Raw genomic sequence first — 15,546 nt, forward strand, 5'->3', positions numbered from 1 at the left:
GGAGCACCTCATGATCATTCGTCATCTGCTCGCCACAGCCCCGGACGTCAGCGCCTATGACCTGACCCCCGGGCGTCTCTGGTCCTTGGTGGCCATAGCGCTGGGGCTGGCCGGCGTGGTCCTCGGCGGGCTGGCCCTGGCCCGCTCCACCGGTCGTACCAGGGCCGTCGTGGCCCTGGCGGCGGGGCTGGCCGGCGCGGTCGTCGGCGGGCTGGTCGTGGCCGCCGCCCAGGGCGGTCCGGGCACCGGCTACGGAATAGTCGGGGGTTTCATCGCCCTGCTGGTGGGGCTGGTCGGCGTGGCCCTCAGCGGGCTGGCCCTCACTCGCTCACGCCGCTCCTCCTTGTCACGGTGAAGGTGCGGGTCCCGGCGCCCACCTCGTGCGGGACGCTCCCGGGCGTGTCCACCTCGGCGGCGTCCCGCCATCCCGCTCCCACGAGACGGACGCGAGGCCGTACGGGGTGTCGAGACGGGCCGAGGCGTGGGCAAGCCGTTACGCCACCAGCGGTCAAGGAAAAACGTAGACCGGTCTACGCGGGCGTACAATCGGCAGGACTCGGCTTCGAGAAGGGATGCCCATGGTCACGCCTGAGCGACGACGAAGAGTGACCATATCCGACGTGGCGAAACTCGCCGGGGTCTCCAAGGCGGCGGTCTCGAAGGTCATCCGGAACGACTACGGGGTCAGCGAGGCCATGCGGGACCGCGTCAAGCGGGCCATCGACGAGCTGGGCTACCGTCCCCGGGCCGCCGCCCGCGCGCTGCGCGGACGGTCGTTCACCATCGGCGTCCTCATGCAGCACATCGGGATCCCGTTCTACGCCGAGATCATGAGCGGCCTGGTGGAGCAGCTCGCGGAGTCCGACTACCAAGCGATCATGATCCAGGGCGGCACCCGCAACAAGACCGAGGAACGAGCCATCGACGCCCTGATGGACCGGCAGGTGGACGGCATACTCATGATCGCCCCACTCGCCGGCCGCACGCAGCTGGAGCGGGTGGCACGCGAGATCCCCACCCTGGTGCTCGGCCGGCACGATCGCTCACCGGCGTACGACTCGATCGTCGACGACGACCGTACGGGCTCCGAGCTCGTCATGGAGCACCTGATCGCGCTCGGTCACCGTCGCATCGGGCACATCACCTTCCACGAGGAGCAGGGACAACCCGCCGACCACAAGCCGCATATCAGGGCCGAGACCTACGAGCGCGTGATGCGTGACCACGGGTTCGCCGACGAGATCGCCGTCGTCGCGACCTCGTACTCCGAGGACGGCGGTTATCGCGGCGCCCACGAGCTGCTGAGCCGGTCCCCGCGCCCGACCGCGATCTTCGCGGGCTCCGACGAGTCGGCGCTCGGCGTCCTGACCGCGCTGCACGAAGCCGGTCTCTCCGTCCCGGACGACGTCTCCGTCGCCGGCTACGACAACACCCGGCTGGCCGCCCATCCCAACATCGCGCTGACCACCGTCAACCAGGACGGCGCCGTCATGGGCCGTACGGCGGGGCGGCTGCTGCTCGAACGCGTCGAAGGCCGCACCACCGCCGTGCACTTCTCCGTCACGCCGAGCCTGGTCGTGCGCCGCTCCACCGCGCCGCCCGGCCTATGAGCAGGCGATGCCGGTCGGCGCGGCCGTGGACGGGCCGTTGGCCTATGAGCAGGTGATGTCGGTCGGGGCGGCCGTGGACGGGCCGTTGGCCTGGTAGCCGAAGGTGGCCGTCGCGCCCGCCGCGAGGCTCGTGGCCCAGCTCGGCGCCTTGATCGTCCACGTGGTGCCCGACGACGTGACGGTGGAGCCCCAGCCGTTGACCAGGGTCACGCCGGACGGCGGGGTCCACGTGATCGTCCAGTTGTTCCAGGTCGTGGTGCCCGTGTTCTTCACCGTCACGTTGGCCGTGAAGCCGCCCTGCCAGGCGCTGGCGACCTGGTGGTTCACGCTGCAGGAGACGCCGGTGCCGCCCGTGGGCGTCACGGTCGGGGTCACCGTGGGGGTCACCGTGGGAGTCACCGTCGGGGTCGGCGTAGGCGTGGAGGTCGGGCCCTGTGAGGTGGTGTAGGTGACCTTGGTGTACGGCGAGCCGCACTGCGGGGCGCAGGCCGACGGCAGCGAGAAGCTGTACACGCGCCCGCCGTTGATCAGCGTGTCCGTGGCGTCCCGCACCCGGATCTGGAACTGGCCGCCACCCGACGTGGTCCCGCCGATGACGTAGGACTGGCCCATGTCGCTGTTCATCTGGGCCGTCTGCCAGGCGCCGTTGGCGTAGTACTCGACGCCGTGGATGCCGTTGGCCAGGTGCGAGACGGAGATGGCCGGCCACCAGACCTGGGCACCTTGCAGGAAGCCGATGTTGATGTCGCCGCTGTAGTTGGGCGCGGGGACGAACGACCAGGTGACGTGCCGGTTGTTCCAGTGGTTGGGGTACATGTCCCCGATAGCGCCACCGTTCTTCACGAACCGGTTGAGCGAGTCCTTGGACAGGTCCAGATGGTAGGGATCGTCGCGGCACCAGCCGTTGGAGTCACCGCAGCTGTCGGCGACGAGCATGGTCAGCTTCGCGCCGTTGTAGGCGTCGGAGACCCAGGAGCCGTTGCGGCAGAACGCCTGGTTCGGCGCGCCGTCGTTGGTGCCCGTGCAGTAGTCGCTGATCTCGACCTGCACGTAGCGGCCGCAGTTGAGGCCGTTGTTCCATAACCCGGCCTTGCTGAGGTTGGCTCCCGTCAGGGGCCGGGGGTAGAAGGCGTAGTCGCCGGGGGTGTTGTAGACGTTGAGCGCGACGAAGTCCTGCGAGTCGAGGCTCGCCTGGGGCATCCCGCAGCCGCCGTACGGCGAGCCGAGTCCGTCGAAGTAGGTGGCGTTGCCGGTCACCGGGCCGGGCGGGTCGGCGACCGCACCGGCGGACTGTTCCGTCAAGGACACGAAGGCGCAGAGCACGACCAGGAAACCGGGAAGCAGGATGGCAAGCAACCGGCGACGAACGTAACTCATCGGACTCCCAACCCAGAAAGGTTCGGATCGACTCTTTCCGCGGAGCTACGGCCCGGTCAAGGACAGGCGATCGCGACCTGGGCGAACGCGCCGGAAAGCCTGTAACTTTCACCGGCTCGCTATGCCACGGCGCCGTCCACGAGCTGCTGGACCCGCGCGGGGGTGTAGATGCCGTCGACCAGCAGCTGCGCCAGGCCGAGCACGCCCGCGTGCGGGTCGAGGTCGCTGCGCACGATCTGCAGGTTGCGGGTGGCCAGCGGGAGCGAGCGCCGGTAGACGATCTCGCGGATGCCGGCGAAGAGCTGCTCGTCGGTGTGGGCGAGCTGCCCGCCGATGACGATGACGCGCGGGTTGAACAGGTTGACCGTGTCGGCGATCGCGCCGCCGAGGATGCGGGCCGCGCGCCGGGCGAGCCGCACCGCGACGAGGTCGCCGCTGCGGATCAGGCGTACGGCGTCGTCCACGGTGGTCACGTCGCGGCCCGCCTCGCGCAGGTCGCGCACGATGGCCCAGCCCCCGGCGTACGCCTCGACGCAGCCCGCGTTGCCGCACCGGCAGATGGGCGGCTCGGCCACGTCGTCCACCGTGACCTGGATGTGGCCGACGTCGCCGGCCGCGCCGTCGGCGCCGCGGTGCACCTTGCCGCTGGCGATGAGGCCGGTGCCGACGCCGGTGCCGATCTTGAGCATGAGCAGGTGGGGCACGTCCGGGTAGCGCAGCCGCTGCTCGCCGTACGCCATGGCGTTGACGTCCTTGTCCACCAGGACGGGGCAGTCGAAGCGGGAGCGGAACCAGCCGGGGATGTCGTAGCGGTCCCAGCCGGTCATGATCGGCGGGCTGACGACCCGTCCGGTCTCGAAGTCCACCGGGCCCGGCACGTCGAGCCCGATGCCGAGCACCTCGCCGGGCTTGCGCCTGGCCGCGGTGAGGACCTCGGTGAACAGCTCGTCCACGATGGTGAGGATGGCCTGCGGGCCCGCCGTCACCTCGGCGCGGACCTCGCGCTCGGCCCGCACCTCGCCGGCCAGGTCGCACACGGCGGCCCGCAGGCCGGTCGCGCCGATGTCGGCCACCAGCAGCACCCCGCGGTCACGGTTGACCACGAACTGGCCCGCCGGACGGCCACGGGTGCGCGCCTCCTCCTCGGCGGGCATCAGCAGACCGGCCGCGAGCAGGCCGTCGAGCCGCTGGTTGACGGTGGTGCGCGACAGGCCGGTGTGGCGCATCACGTCGGCCTTCGTCAGGCCGTCGGGGGCGTCGCGGAACAGGCTGAGGATCTCGCCTGAGCTGGCTCCCCGCCACACGCCGGGCAGGCTCGGTGCATCCATACGGGTCACTCTAGCTATGTCTCCCACTAGACGGAAGTTAGCCATGTTTCGACATAAAAAGTCGAAAGCAGTGTTGCAATCTAACGGAAACACTGGTTACGGTCATGCCATCGACGCTGAAAGGGGCATCCGATGATGGCCAACACCCGAGGTCGCCGCACCGCGGCCCTCAGCGCGGTTCTCGCTGCGGGCGCGCTCGCGCTGGCTGCCTGCGGCTCCAGCGAGACCACCGGGACCACCCCCGTGGCCGGGGAGGCGGGCACCGCGACACCCAAGATCGCCGCCGTGATCAAGGGTCTGGACAACCCGTTCTTCCAGACGATGAAGCAGGGCATGGACGACCAGGCCGCCACGGCCAAGGTGCCGGTCACGGTCCAGGCGGCCAACGCCATCACGGACACGACCGGCCAGGCGGACAAGCTCAACGGCCTGGCCGGGCAGGACTTCTCCTGTTACGTGGTCAACCCGATCTCCGGCACCAACCTGGTCCAGGGCCTGGCCCAGCTCTCCGCCCAGAACAAGACCGTGGTCAACATCGACAGCCCGATCGACGCGGCGGCGGCCAAGAGCGCGAACGTCAAGCTCGCGACGTACATCGGGACCGACAACGTCGAGGCCGGCAAGACGGCCGGGCAGCGCATGACCGAGCTGCTGGCCGACGGCGGCGACGTCGCGGCCATCGGCGGCATCGCGGGCGACGTGACCAGCGGCGCCCGGGTCGAGGGCTTCAAGCAGGGCCTCGGGCCCAAGGTCAAGATGGTGCAGACCGTCGCGGCCAACTGGGAGCGGCAGACCGCGCTCACCGCCGCCACCGACGTGCTGCAGGCGCACCCCGACCTGGCCGGATTCTTCGTCGCCAACGACGACATGGGGCTGGGCGTGGCGCGCGCCGTCGCCAACGCGGGCAAGGCCGGCAAGGTCAAGGTCATCAGCGTCGACGGCATCAAGGACGCGCTCGACGCGGTCAAGGCCGGCACCCTGGACGGCACCGTCGCCCAGTACCCGTACGCGATCGGGCTGATGGGCGTGGAGGCGTGCCAGGCGGCGGCGACCGGCAAGACGCTGCCCGCCAACGTCAAGGCCCCGGTCGAGCTGGTCACCAAGGAGAACGCGGACAAGGCGCTGGCGGCCACACCCAAGCCGTTCGGCAGCTACGACGACCCGTTCGCGTCCCTCATCAAGTAGCGCCTACGCCGTCCTGCCCGGCCGTCCGGCCCGGTGGGACGAGGAGTGACAGACATGGCAAACGCAACGCTCGCGGCCCGCGACGGAGAGCACTGGGCCGCGAAGCTGAAAGACGTCGGGTTCTGGGCGGAGTGGGCGGCCCTCGTCGGACTGGTCGTCCTGGTGATCGTGTTCCAGGCGCTCAATCCGACCTTCCTCAGCCCCGGCAACATCACCTCCATGCTGCTGGCCGCCGCGATCCTGATCGTGCTGGCCGTGGGCCAGACGTTCGTGATCGCCACCGCCGGCATCGACCTGTCGATCGCCTCGGCGATGACGCTGGGCGCGGTGGTCTTCGGCCAGGCGTACACGGCGCAGTGGGGGCTGGCGCTCTCCTGCGTGGCGGGCGTGCTCGCCGCGGCGGTGGCGGGCCTGGTCAACGGCATGATCACCGCCTGGGGGAAGATCGCGGACTTCATCGTGACGCTGGGCATGCTCTCGGCGGCCTCCGGTCTGGCGCTGATCCTCTCCGACGGCAAGCCGGTCACGATCATCGACCCGGCGCTGCTCGCCCTGTCCACCGGGAGAGTGGGGATCTTCGGCTACTCGTTCCTGATCGCGATCGTGGTCGCGATCGTGGCGCACGTCGTGCTGTTCCACACCAGGTTCGGCACCCACGTGCTGGCCACCGGCGGCTCGCCGGAGTCGGCCAACGCGATGGGCATCAGCACCCGGCGGATCAAGATCGCCGTCTACGCCATCAGCGGCGCGCTGGCCGGGCTGGGGGCGCTGCTCCTGGTCGCCCGCGTCGGCGCGGCCGAACCCGCCTCCAACACCTCCTTCCTGCTCAACTCCGTGGCCGCGGTCGTGCTCGGCGGGGTGAGCCTCTTCGGCGGGCGGGGCACCATCATCGGCCCGGTCATCGGCGCGCTGCTGCTGGTCGCGCTGGTCAACGGGCTGACCCTGCTCGGGGTCTCCCAGTTCTACCAACCGCTGGCCGTCGGCGTCGTCGTGGTGCTGGCCGCCCTGCTCACAAGGTTCCAGCGATGACCGAGAACGGAACTCCCCTGCTCGAGGCCCACGAGGTCTCCCTGGCCTTCGGCAGCGTACGCGCGCTGGCCGACGTCTCCCTCACCCTGCGCCGAGGCGAGATCACCGCGCTGGTCGGCGACAACGGCGCGGGCAAGTCCACCCTCGTCCGCTGCATCTCCGGCATCCACCGGCCGCAGAGCGGGCGCATCGTCTTCGACGGCGCCGAGACCGACTTCCGCTCCCCGGAGGACGCCCGCGAGGCCGGGATCGAGACCGTGCACCAGAACCTCGCGCTGGTGGAAGACCTCACGGTGTGGCAGAACCTGTTCCTCAACCGCGAGATCGTCCGCAGGTTCGGCCCGGTCGCCCTGCTCGACCGGCGCGCCATGCAGGCCCGCGCCCGCGAGATGGTCTCCACGCTCGCCGTCAACGTGCCCGCGGTGAAGTCCCGCGTACGCCGGCTCTCGGGCGGCCAGCGCCAGGCCGTGGCCATCTGCCGCGCCGCCGGGTTCAGCTCCAAGCTCGTGATCATGGACGAGCCCACGGCCGCGCTCGGCGTGCAGGAGACCGCCCGGGTCGAGGAGCTGATCCTCAGACTTCGCGACGAGGGGCACGCGGTCCTGCTCATCAGCCACAACTTCGCCCAGGTCATGCGGCTCAGCCAGCAGGTGTGGGTGATGCGGGCCGGGCGCTGCGTGGGCGGGCGGCGTACGGCCGAGACCACCGGCGAGGAGATCGTCGCCCTGATCACCGGCGCGCTCAGCAACTGACGCCCCAGAAAGGCAATCCACTCAGATGACCACCAATCCCATCGGCGTCCACGCTCTCGTCTGGGTCGGCGACACCGGCCCGGACTCGCTGGCGTACGCGATCGACAAGACCAAGGCGACCGGCTTCGACCTGCTGGAGATCTCGCTGCACGACTCGGCGAACCTCGACGTCGCCGCCGCGCGCGAGGCCCTGCGTACGGCCGGGCTGGGCGTGGCCTGCTCCCGCGGCCTCGCCTTCGACGCCGACGTCTCCAGCGACGACCCGGCCGTGGTCGAGCGCGGCGAGAAGCTGCTGCACGACTCCCTGGCCACGACCCGCGAGCTCGGCGGCACCCACTTCACCGGCGCGCTCTACAGCGCGCTCGGCAAGTACGGCCGGCCGCTCACCGAGGCGGGGCGGCGCAACGTGGTCGCGGTGCTGCGCCGGCTGGCCCAGGAGGCGAGCGGCCACGGCATGACGCTCGGCCTGGAGATCTGCAACCGGTACGAGACCAACGTCATCAACACCGCCCGCGACGCGCTGCGGCTCGCCGACGACATCGGCGAGGACAACGTCCTGATCCACCTCGACACGTACCACATGAACATCGAGGAGGACGACCTCGTCCGCCCCGTGCGCGAGGTCGGCGACCGGCTGGGCTACGTCCACATCGGCGAGAACCACCGTGGCTACCTCGGCTCCGGCCACCTGGACTTCACCGCGTTCTTCCACGTCCTGGGCGACATCGGATACCGGGGGCCGATCACCTTCGAGTCGTTCTCCTCGGCGGTCGTGATGGAAGGGCTCTCCAACGACCTGGCGATCTGGCGCAACCTGTGGGACGACGGCGAAGACCTCGCCCGGCACGCCCGCGCCTTCATCGCCGGCCACCTCCACACCAGCCCGGCCCGATGAGCCTGGACGACCTCCTCGCCCGGGCCCGCGCCTGGGGTGGCCGGCGGGCCCTGCTGGGCATCACCGGCGGCCCCGGCGCGGGCAAGACCACGCTCGCGGTGACCCTCACCCGCCTGCTCCGGCAGGAGCCGCCGCCCGGCCTCACCGCCGACTGGGTGGCCCACGTCCCGATGGACGGCTTCCACCTGGCCGACGTCGAACTCGACCGGCTCGGCCGCCGCGACCGCAAGGGCGCCCCCGACACCTTCGACGCCGCCGGCTACGCCGCCCTCCTCCGCCGCCTGCGCGAGGACGAGGAGGACGTGGTCTACGCCCCCGCCTTCGAGCGCGACCTGGAGCAGCCCATCGCCGGCAGCATCCCGGTCCCCCGCGCCGCCCGCCTGATCATCACCGAGGGCAACTACCTCCTGCTCGACGAGGGCGACTGGGGCCGCGTACGCCCCTGGCTGGACGAGGTCTGGTACTGCGATCTGGACCACGCCGAGCGCGTGGACCGGCTGGTCACCCGGCACATCCGCTTCGGCAAGCCGCCGGAGCACGCGGTGAGCTGGGTGGCGGAGGTCGACCAGCGCAACGCCGATCTGATCGCCACCACCAAGCCGAAGGCGGACCTGATCGTCCCCGACTCCGTCATCCGGTCGATCGAGCGTCCCGGCGGCATGTGAGCGGCACCGTCCGACCTGCTGCTAAGCCTCCGCTCGGGGTATCGCGGTCATCAGGAGGCGCTTGTCCGGTTTGCCGTTCGGCGCCGGTGGCGCCTCTTCGATGACGGTGATGGTCGCCGGCACACACGCGTCACCCAGTTGCTCACGGACCAGCCTCCGCAGCTCGCCGAGGTCCGGGGCCCGGCCCGCCACCGGCACCACGAACGCGTGCACCGCCTCGCCGGTGTCCTCGTCGGGGGCGCCGACCACGTACGCCTCCGCGACGTCGGGGGACGTGGCCAGAACCCGCTCGATCGGGCCGGCGTAGTAGAGATTCGCGTTGACGATGACGACGTCCCGCGTCCGCCCTGCCAGGTACAGCCGCCCGTCCTCGTCGAAGTGGCCCAGGTCCCGGGTGCGCACCCACCCGTCGACGAACACCTCCGCGCTCTCCGCCGGTTCGGCCCAGTAGCCGATGGCCTGCGCGGGTGTGCGGACGTACAGCTCGCCGTCGACGCCGGGCGGGACGGGCCTGCCGTCCGCGTCCCGGATCACGACGTCGATGACGTCAGGCGGGAACCCGACCGAGGGAGGGACGTCCGACGGCGTGGCCATCGAGATCGTGCCGGTCTCGGTCTGCCCGTAGCCCTGGAACACGACCGGGCCGAGCACGTCGAGCGCCTCTCGGAGCCGGGACGCCGCCAGTGGCGACCCGGACACCATGAGCGCCCGGAGACTGCTCAGGTCCGCCGGGTCGTCACGCTGCGCGGCGACGAGTCTGTACAGGCGGGGCACGGTGATGACGGTGGCGGAGGCCCGATGCCTGACGATCGCGTCGGGGAACGCCTGCGGGTCGGCGACGACCATGATGCCGCCCGCGGCGAGCGTGAGCACGCCGTACTCCATCATCACCTGGCTGCTCAGCGAGCCGAACACGAGGTAGCGCCGCAGCCGGGACGCCAGCTCCCGGATCGCCGGCGGCCATGCCCGCGGCCGGGCCGTCCACGCCGCGTTCATGGCGGCGTACGTCTGCGCGCACGCCTTCGGCGTGCCGGTGCTGCCGCTGGTGTGAAGGAGCCGGGCGACATCGTGCGGCCGGCCGGACAGCCGCGGCGGGCCGCCGTCGTCGGGCGCGGCCAGCAGCTCCGGCACGGTCAGCGTGCGCGGCGCGTGTTCCGGACCGGTCGGCGCGTCGGTCACGACGGCGGCGACGTCCTGGCGGAGCAGGTGGCGCAGCTGGCCGTCGGGCAGCCCTGGCCGCACGCCGACGACCCGGGCTCCCACGACGTACCCGGCGATGATCGCGGCGAACGCTTCGGGGGTGACGCCCAGCAGCATGGCCAGGCCGTCCCCCGGCCCGACGGCCGCGGCGCGCAGCCCGGCCGCCATCCGCCGGACGAGGCCGAGCAGCTGCGCGCCGGTGACGGCACGGTCGCCGTGCTCGAAGACGGGCCGGTCCCCGGCCGCGGCGAGGAGGTCGAGGACGACACCCGGGTACGGTTCAGCCGGCGTCGGCAAGGCACTCCTTGACGAAGACGGCCAGCGGCTGCTGGTGCACCGCCGGCAGGTCCCACTGGTTCTCCAGGTTCTCGGCGAGGTGGTGGACGCCGGCCGGCGCCCCGTCGCGGTAGTGCCGCACCACCGGGTGCAGGTAGCTCGCGTCGTGGGCGTTGACGGCGTCGTTCTCGACGACCCTCGGGACCGAGATGTCGAACGGGTCGACGGCGTCGTGATCCTTTCCGTACTCCAGGGTGACGACGAACGCGTGCCGGGCCGGGCCGAGCCCGCCGTCGGCGACGTAGGCGACCGGCACCTCCTCCTGGTAGAGCGCGGTGGCGCCGTCCACGGTGACCAGGTCGCCGAGTACGCCGAACTGCTGCCAGAGCGCGGAGGAGCGGTTGACCCTGGCGATGATCGCGTCACTTATCGCGTCCGGGGCCGGATCCACCTGCTCGGCCGGCCAGGTCCCGTCGTGGTAGCGGGTGGCCAGGATCCGGTGCAGCGCGCGCACCCCGTAGCGGAAGCCGTGGATGAACCCGCTGGTGGCCTTCTTGAAGTCGCGCTGCTGGGTGAGCGTGCCGGCGAAGTACAGATCGGGCACGTTGACCGACTCGTACGCCGGCGTCTGCTCCGGGAACCTGTCGTCGATGACCAGCGCGGGCCGGCAGCCGTCGTCGAACGCCGAGGCGTCGAAGCGGAACCCGGTGCACACGATCACCCGGTCGTAGAACAGCTCGCGCAGCGCCTCCACGGTGCGGGCGTAGCGGAACATCACCCGGTAGCGGCCGTCATCGCCGCGTTCGATGCTCTCCACCGTGCCGTCGAGGACCGTGTTCTGGGACTTCAGCTGGTAGCTGTCGAGGAAGTTGTTGTTCACCGCGCGCAGGTGCCCGACGTAATGCGACTGCCAGGCCATCCTGATGGAGTGCGGCCCGGCGATGTGGATGACCGCGGCCTGCTCCATGAGCGCGTCGGCGGTCTCGAACCCCGAGTTGCCCTTGCCGATCACCAGGACCCGCTGGTCGGCGAAGGACGCCGGGTCGGTCTCGAACGTGTCGTAGCGTTCGGCGGTCTCGATGCCGGGGATCGACGGGACGTACGGCCGGGACACGCCGGTGGCCATGACCAGCCGCCGGCCCGTCCACGAGCGTCCGCCGCGGTCGGTGGCGGTGAACCCGCCGTCGTCCCGGCTGATCCGGACGACGTCGGTGTCGTAGCTCACCCGGACGCCGGTCGCCGCCGCGAAGTCGGTCAGGTAGCGCACGAGATCGTCGGCCTGCGGGAAGTACCGCTCGCTGTACCGGGTGAACAGCAGCTCGGGATCGTCGCTCAGCAACGAGTTCCAGTCCATCCGCAGCCGCAGCTCCGGGTCCGCGTATCCGGTGTGCACCTTGTTGATGGAGATCAGCTGGCGGTGCCGCGGGAACCTGGTGAAGAAGGTGCCCGGTCCGGCTCCGCGTTCCAGGACGACATAGTCATGACCGCTACGTTCGAGCGATGCGGCGAGCTGCAGCCCGGCCGGTCCGGCCCCGATGATCAGGTAGTCATGCGCCATGATCTGGAAGCTACGGACGAATTCTCAGAAGATTCTGAGAATTGTCCGCCTATGGTCCGGGCATGCCCGCCGCCGAAGTTTCCATAGATCTCAGCGCCCCGCTCCGCTCGGCCGACCTGCGCCGCGCCGCCACACCGGTGTCCGTCGTGGTCGACGCGGGCGTCCGCGACCGGGTCGAGCGCGGCCGTGACTTCCTCCGCGACGTGCTGCGGGAGGAGGAACGTCCGGTCTACGGCGCGACCACCGGCTTCGGCGCCCTGGTCGGGTTCCCCGGCCGGGAGGAGGAGGCGGACCAGTGTGACAACACCCTGGCCCACCTCGGTGCCGGGCAGGGGCCGGATCTCGCCCATGAGGTGAGCCGGGCCGCGCTTCTCGTGCGGGTGTGGTCGCTCGCGCAGGGGGTGTCCGGGGTTTCGGCGCACGTGATCGACGGGCTCGCCGCGATGTTCGCGACGACGTTCGTACCGGCGATCCCCCGGTACGGCTCGGTCGGCGCGAGCGGAGACCTGATCCCGCTCGCCTGTGCCGCCCAGGCGCTGCGCGGCCGGGGGGAGGCGTACGTCGACGGCCGGCGGATGCCCGCGGCCGAGGCGCTCCACCATGCCGGGCTGACCCCGTTGACGCTCGACGGCCGGGACGCCCTCGCGCTGGTCAACGGCACGTCCCTCACCACCGCCGCGACCGCCCTGGCCCTGGACGGCGTCCGCTCCGCCCACCGCGCGATGCAGGCGCTCACCTGTCTGCTGGTCGATCTGCTGGGCTGCGATCCGGGCTTCCTCGACCCGCGCCTGATCGCGGCGTACGGCCATCCGGGCGCGGCCGACGTCGCCGACGGCATGCGCAAGCACCTTTCCGGGATCGTCCCGGCCGGCACGCGCGCGCTGCAGGAGCCGTACAGCATCCGCTGCTCTCCCCAGCTGCTGGGCGCCGCCGAGGATGCCCTGCGGTACGTGGACGGCGTCGTCGCGGCCGACCTGTCCGGCGTCAGCGACAACCCGCTGTTCTTCCCCGACGACGACCTGGTGGTGCACGGCGGCAACTTCTTCGGGCAGCCGGCCGCCTTCGCCTCCGATGTCCTCGCGATGGTCACCGCTCAGCTCGGCAACCTCGCCGAGCGGCAGCTGGACCTCCTCGTCGACCCGGCCCGCAACGGCGGTCTGCCCCCGATGCTCGCCGCCGGGCCCGGCCGTCAACACGGGATGCAGGGGGTGCAGCTCGCCACCACCGCGTTCGTCGCCGAGATCCGCCACGCCGCCGTACCGGTCAGCATGCAGAGCCTGCCGACCAACCTGCACAACCAGGACGTGGTGCCGTTCGGCACCCAGGCCGCCCTTCGCGCCTACGACACGGCCGCCCTGCTGCGGTTGCTCTGCGGCTCGCTCGCGGTGGGGCTGCGGCAGGCCGCGCACGTCGGCGCCCGCCGCCCCACGGCTCCGGGCTGCGCGGCGCTCCTCGACGCCCTGATCGAGGCGATCCCTCCGGTCGACCCCGACCGCCCGCTGGACGCCGATGTCCGCAAGGCCGCCGAGCTCATGGTTGACTTATGGTGACCCTGAGTGACCATGGCGAGTTCGGGGGCCGGGATGAGCAAGGAAGCGTGGCTGTACGCGCCGGAATGCCTGGATGCCGCGAGTGACGATTTCGGGCACCTGATCAGGCGGCGGCCCGCGGCCGTGTGCCGGCCGGGATCGGCCCCGGACGTGGCCGCCGCGGTAGGCCGGGCGGCCGAGCAGGGGATGCCCGTGGCCGCCCGCGGGCAGGGCCATTCCGTCTACGGCCGGGCGCAGGCCGAGGACGGTCTCGTGATCGACATGAGCGACCTGAACGCCGTGCACGCGGTGGAGGCCGATCGCGTGACCGTGGGCGGCGGCGCGACCTGGCGGTCGGTGCTCGACGCCACCCTGCCGCACGGCCTCACCCCGCCGGTGCTCACCGACTATCTCGACCTTTCGGTCGGCGGGACCGTTTCCGCGGGCGGTCTGGGCGGCATGACGTTCCGGCACGGTTTCCAGAGCTGCAACGTCATCGAGCTGGAGGTGGTGACGGGCGAGGGCGAGGTCGTCACGTGCTCGGCGAGCGCGCGTCCCGAGCTCTTCGACGCCGTACGCGGCGGGCTCAGCCAGTACGGGATCATCACCCGGGCCGTCCTCCGGCTCGTCCGCGCTCCCGAACGGGTCCGCCTGCACACCCTGTCCTACCCGGACCACCGGGCGATGACGGCCGACCAGCGCCGCCTGTTGTCCACGGACCGGGTCGACTTCCTGCAAGGCACGATCCGGCCGGGCCGGCAGTGCGTGGTCGAGGTAGGGGTCGGTCACTCGGCCGGCTCGCCGCCCGATGACGAGGAGACGCTGGCCGGCCTGTCCGACCTCCGCGACCGGGCCGAGCGCGTCGATCTGCCGTACCGGGAGCTGTTCCTGCGGCTGAGCAAGCTCGAGAGCCACCTGCGGGCGGCGGGCACCTGGCACCATCCCCATCCCTGGCTGCACTCCTTCGTCCCGGACGCGGCCGCCGACGGGTTGGCCGCGGAGCTCCTCGCCGACGTGACCCAGGAGGATTTGGGAGAGTTCGGGCGCATCCTGCTCTACCCCATCCGCCCCGGCCGCGTGCGCACGCCGCTGGTGCGCCTGCCGGAGGGGGAGGTCGCGTTCCTCTGCAGCCTCGTGTGCTTCCCCGCCGACGATCCCCTGCTGGTGGACAGGCTGGTCAAGACCAACCGCGCGGCGTACGACCGCATCCGCGCCATCGGCGGCCACCTCTATCCCGTCAGCGCCGTCGCGCTCACGCGGGCCGGTTGGAAGGACCACTACGGCCCGTTGTGGGCCGCCGTCGAGCACGCGAAGGCCCGATTCGACCCCCGCCACCTGCTGACTCCCGGGCAGGGGATGTTCGCCGAATAAATCTTGAAAAAACTTCCGGGCGCGTGTCGAAAACGCCTCCCCTCGTTCGCAGCGTGTCCAGAGGGCCGGATGGGCCGGCCCCGCCGACGCGAGGTTGACGACCATGACCCGGCAGCTTGCCCACTCCCCCGCCCGACCCACCTCCACCCAGCGCCTGCTCCTCGGCTGCGGCGTCGTCGCCGGTCCGTTCTACGTGATCGTCGCCCTCGCCCAGGCGTTCACCCGGCAGGGCTTCGACCTGGCCCGCCACCCGTGGAGCTTCCTGGCCAACGGCGAACTCGGCTGGATCCAGACCGCCAACTTCGTCCTCACCGCCCTGGCCACCATCGCCGCCGCCGCCGGCCTGCGCCGCGCCCTGGCGCCCGGCCGGGGAGCCCGGTGGGCGCCGATCCTGGTCGGCGTGTTCGGCGCCAGCATGATCGGCGCCGCGATCTTCCCCGCCGACCCCGCGATGGGTTTCCCCGCCGGGACCCCGGAAGGCCCGGGCGTCATCACCCTGTCGGGTACCCTGCACCTGGCCGTCGGCGGCGTCGGGTTCCTGTGCATGGCCGCGGCCTGCTACGTCATCGCCTCCCGGCAGTCGCGTGAGGGCCGCACAGGCTGGGCCCTGTACTCCCGCGTCACCGGCACGCTGTTCCTCGGCTCGTTCGTCGGCATCGCGAGCGGCGGCGGCGTCGCCTGGACCAACCTGCTGTTCGTCGCCGGCATCGTGGCGATCTGGAGCTGGCTGTCGCTACTGTCCCTGAACCTCTCCCGCGCCTGACCACCCCA

General features: G+C 71.3%; 14 protein-coding genes. 10 read left to right on the plus strand and 4 right to left on the minus strand.

Features of this window, described 5'->3' with window-relative positions; genetic code table 11:
* Nucleotides 1–10: 10 nt before the first annotated feature.
* Nucleotides 11–355 (plus strand): DUF6223 family protein, encoded by a 345-nt coding sequence (locus ACWDX9_RS18115; RefSeq protein WP_449954998.1) that lies wholly within the window; start codon nucleotides 11–13, stop codon nucleotides 353–355.
* Between the two features lie 265 nt (nucleotides 356–620).
* On the plus strand, nucleotides 621–1,610 hold the full coding sequence (locus ACWDX9_RS18120; RefSeq protein WP_449955002.1) for a LacI family DNA-binding transcriptional regulator: 990 nt from the start codon (nucleotides 621–623) through the stop codon (nucleotides 1,608–1,610).
* A 42-nt stretch (nucleotides 1,611–1,652) separates the two neighbouring features.
* On the opposite strand, the gene ACWDX9_RS18125 is transcribed toward ACWDX9_RS18120, so the two are convergent.
* Complete coding sequence (locus tag ACWDX9_RS18125; protein WP_449955004.1) at nucleotides 1,653–2,987, minus strand: cellulose binding domain-containing protein; 1,335 nt, start codon at nucleotides 2,985–2,987, stop codon at nucleotides 1,653–1,655.
* Nucleotides 2,988–3,106: 119 nt separating this feature from the next.
* Nucleotides 3,107–4,315 (minus strand): ROK family protein, encoded by a 1,209-nt coding sequence (locus ACWDX9_RS18130; RefSeq protein ID WP_449955006.1) that lies wholly within the window; start codon nucleotides 4,313–4,315, stop codon nucleotides 3,107–3,109.
* Between the two features lie 132 nt (nucleotides 4,316–4,447).
* On the opposite strand from ACWDX9_RS18130, the gene ACWDX9_RS18135 reads away from it, so the two are divergent.
* The 5 genes from ACWDX9_RS18135 to ACWDX9_RS18155 are packed head-to-tail and all read left to right on the plus strand — an operon-like array spanning nucleotide 4,448 to nucleotide 8,841.
* Complete coding sequence (locus ACWDX9_RS18135) at nucleotides 4,448–5,500, plus strand: sugar ABC transporter substrate-binding protein (RefSeq protein ID WP_449955010.1); 1,053 nt, start codon at nucleotides 4,448–4,450, stop codon at nucleotides 5,498–5,500.
* 54 nt (nucleotides 5,501–5,554) lie between these two features.
* Entirely contained in the window at nucleotides 5,555–6,529 is a 975-nt protein-coding gene (locus ACWDX9_RS18140) for an ABC transporter permease (protein ID WP_350723292.1), read from the plus strand.
* Nucleotides 6,526–7,281 (plus strand): ATP-binding cassette domain-containing protein, encoded by a 756-nt coding sequence (locus ACWDX9_RS18145; RefSeq protein WP_350723294.1) that lies wholly within the window; start codon nucleotides 6,526–6,528, stop codon nucleotides 7,279–7,281. The genes ACWDX9_RS18140 and ACWDX9_RS18145 overlap by 4 nt, the downstream gene beginning before the upstream one ends.
* A 25-nt stretch (nucleotides 7,282–7,306) precedes the next feature.
* Nucleotides 7,307–8,176 carry a sugar phosphate isomerase/epimerase family protein gene (locus tag ACWDX9_RS18150; RefSeq protein ID WP_449955015.1) on the plus strand — a complete coding sequence of 290 codons (870 nt, stop codon included), beginning with the start codon at nucleotides 7,307–7,309 and terminating at the stop codon, nucleotides 8,174–8,176.
* Nucleotides 8,173–8,841 carry a nucleoside/nucleotide kinase family protein gene (locus ACWDX9_RS18155; protein ID WP_449955018.1) on the plus strand — a complete coding sequence of 223 codons (669 nt, stop codon included), beginning with the start codon at nucleotides 8,173–8,175 and terminating at the stop codon, nucleotides 8,839–8,841. The genes ACWDX9_RS18150 and ACWDX9_RS18155 overlap by 4 nt, the downstream gene beginning before the upstream one ends.
* Before the next feature lie 21 nt (nucleotides 8,842–8,862).
* Here ACWDX9_RS18155 and ACWDX9_RS18160 read toward each other — a convergent pair whose 3' ends face one another.
* Nucleotides 8,863–10,338, minus strand: a complete 1,476-nt coding sequence (locus ACWDX9_RS18160) for a class I adenylate-forming enzyme family protein (RefSeq protein WP_449955021.1) — start codon at nucleotides 10,336–10,338, stop codon at nucleotides 8,863–8,865.
* Entirely contained in the window at nucleotides 10,322–11,875 is a 1,554-nt protein-coding gene (locus ACWDX9_RS18165; RefSeq protein ID WP_449955024.1) for an NAD(P)-binding domain-containing protein, read from the minus strand. Before ACWDX9_RS18165 ends, ACWDX9_RS18160 begins: the two co-directional genes overlap by 17 nt.
* A 62-nt stretch (nucleotides 11,876–11,937) precedes the next feature.
* Between ACWDX9_RS18165 and ACWDX9_RS18170 the strand changes: the two genes are divergently transcribed.
* The 3 genes from ACWDX9_RS18170 to ACWDX9_RS18180 all read left to right on the plus strand — a co-directional run bounded on the left by ACWDX9_RS18170 (nucleotide 11,938) and on the right by ACWDX9_RS18180 (nucleotide 15,538).
* Entirely contained in the window at nucleotides 11,938–13,425 is a 1,488-nt protein-coding gene (locus ACWDX9_RS18170) for an aromatic amino acid ammonia-lyase (protein ID WP_449955026.1), read from the plus strand.
* A gap of 33 nt (nucleotides 13,426–13,458) precedes the next feature.
* Nucleotides 13,459–14,775, plus strand: coding sequence for an FAD-binding protein (locus ACWDX9_RS18175; protein ID WP_449955028.1), 1,317 nt, complete (start codon nucleotides 13,459–13,461; stop codon nucleotides 14,773–14,775).
* 103 nt (nucleotides 14,776–14,878) lie between these two features.
* Nucleotides 14,879–15,538 (plus strand): DUF998 domain-containing protein, encoded by a 660-nt coding sequence (locus ACWDX9_RS18180; protein ID WP_449955031.1) that lies wholly within the window; start codon nucleotides 14,879–14,881, stop codon nucleotides 15,536–15,538.
* The last annotated feature ends 8 nt before the right edge of the window (nucleotides 15,539–15,546 follow it).

Source organism: Nonomuraea sp. NPDC003201 (genome assembly GCF_053590415.1).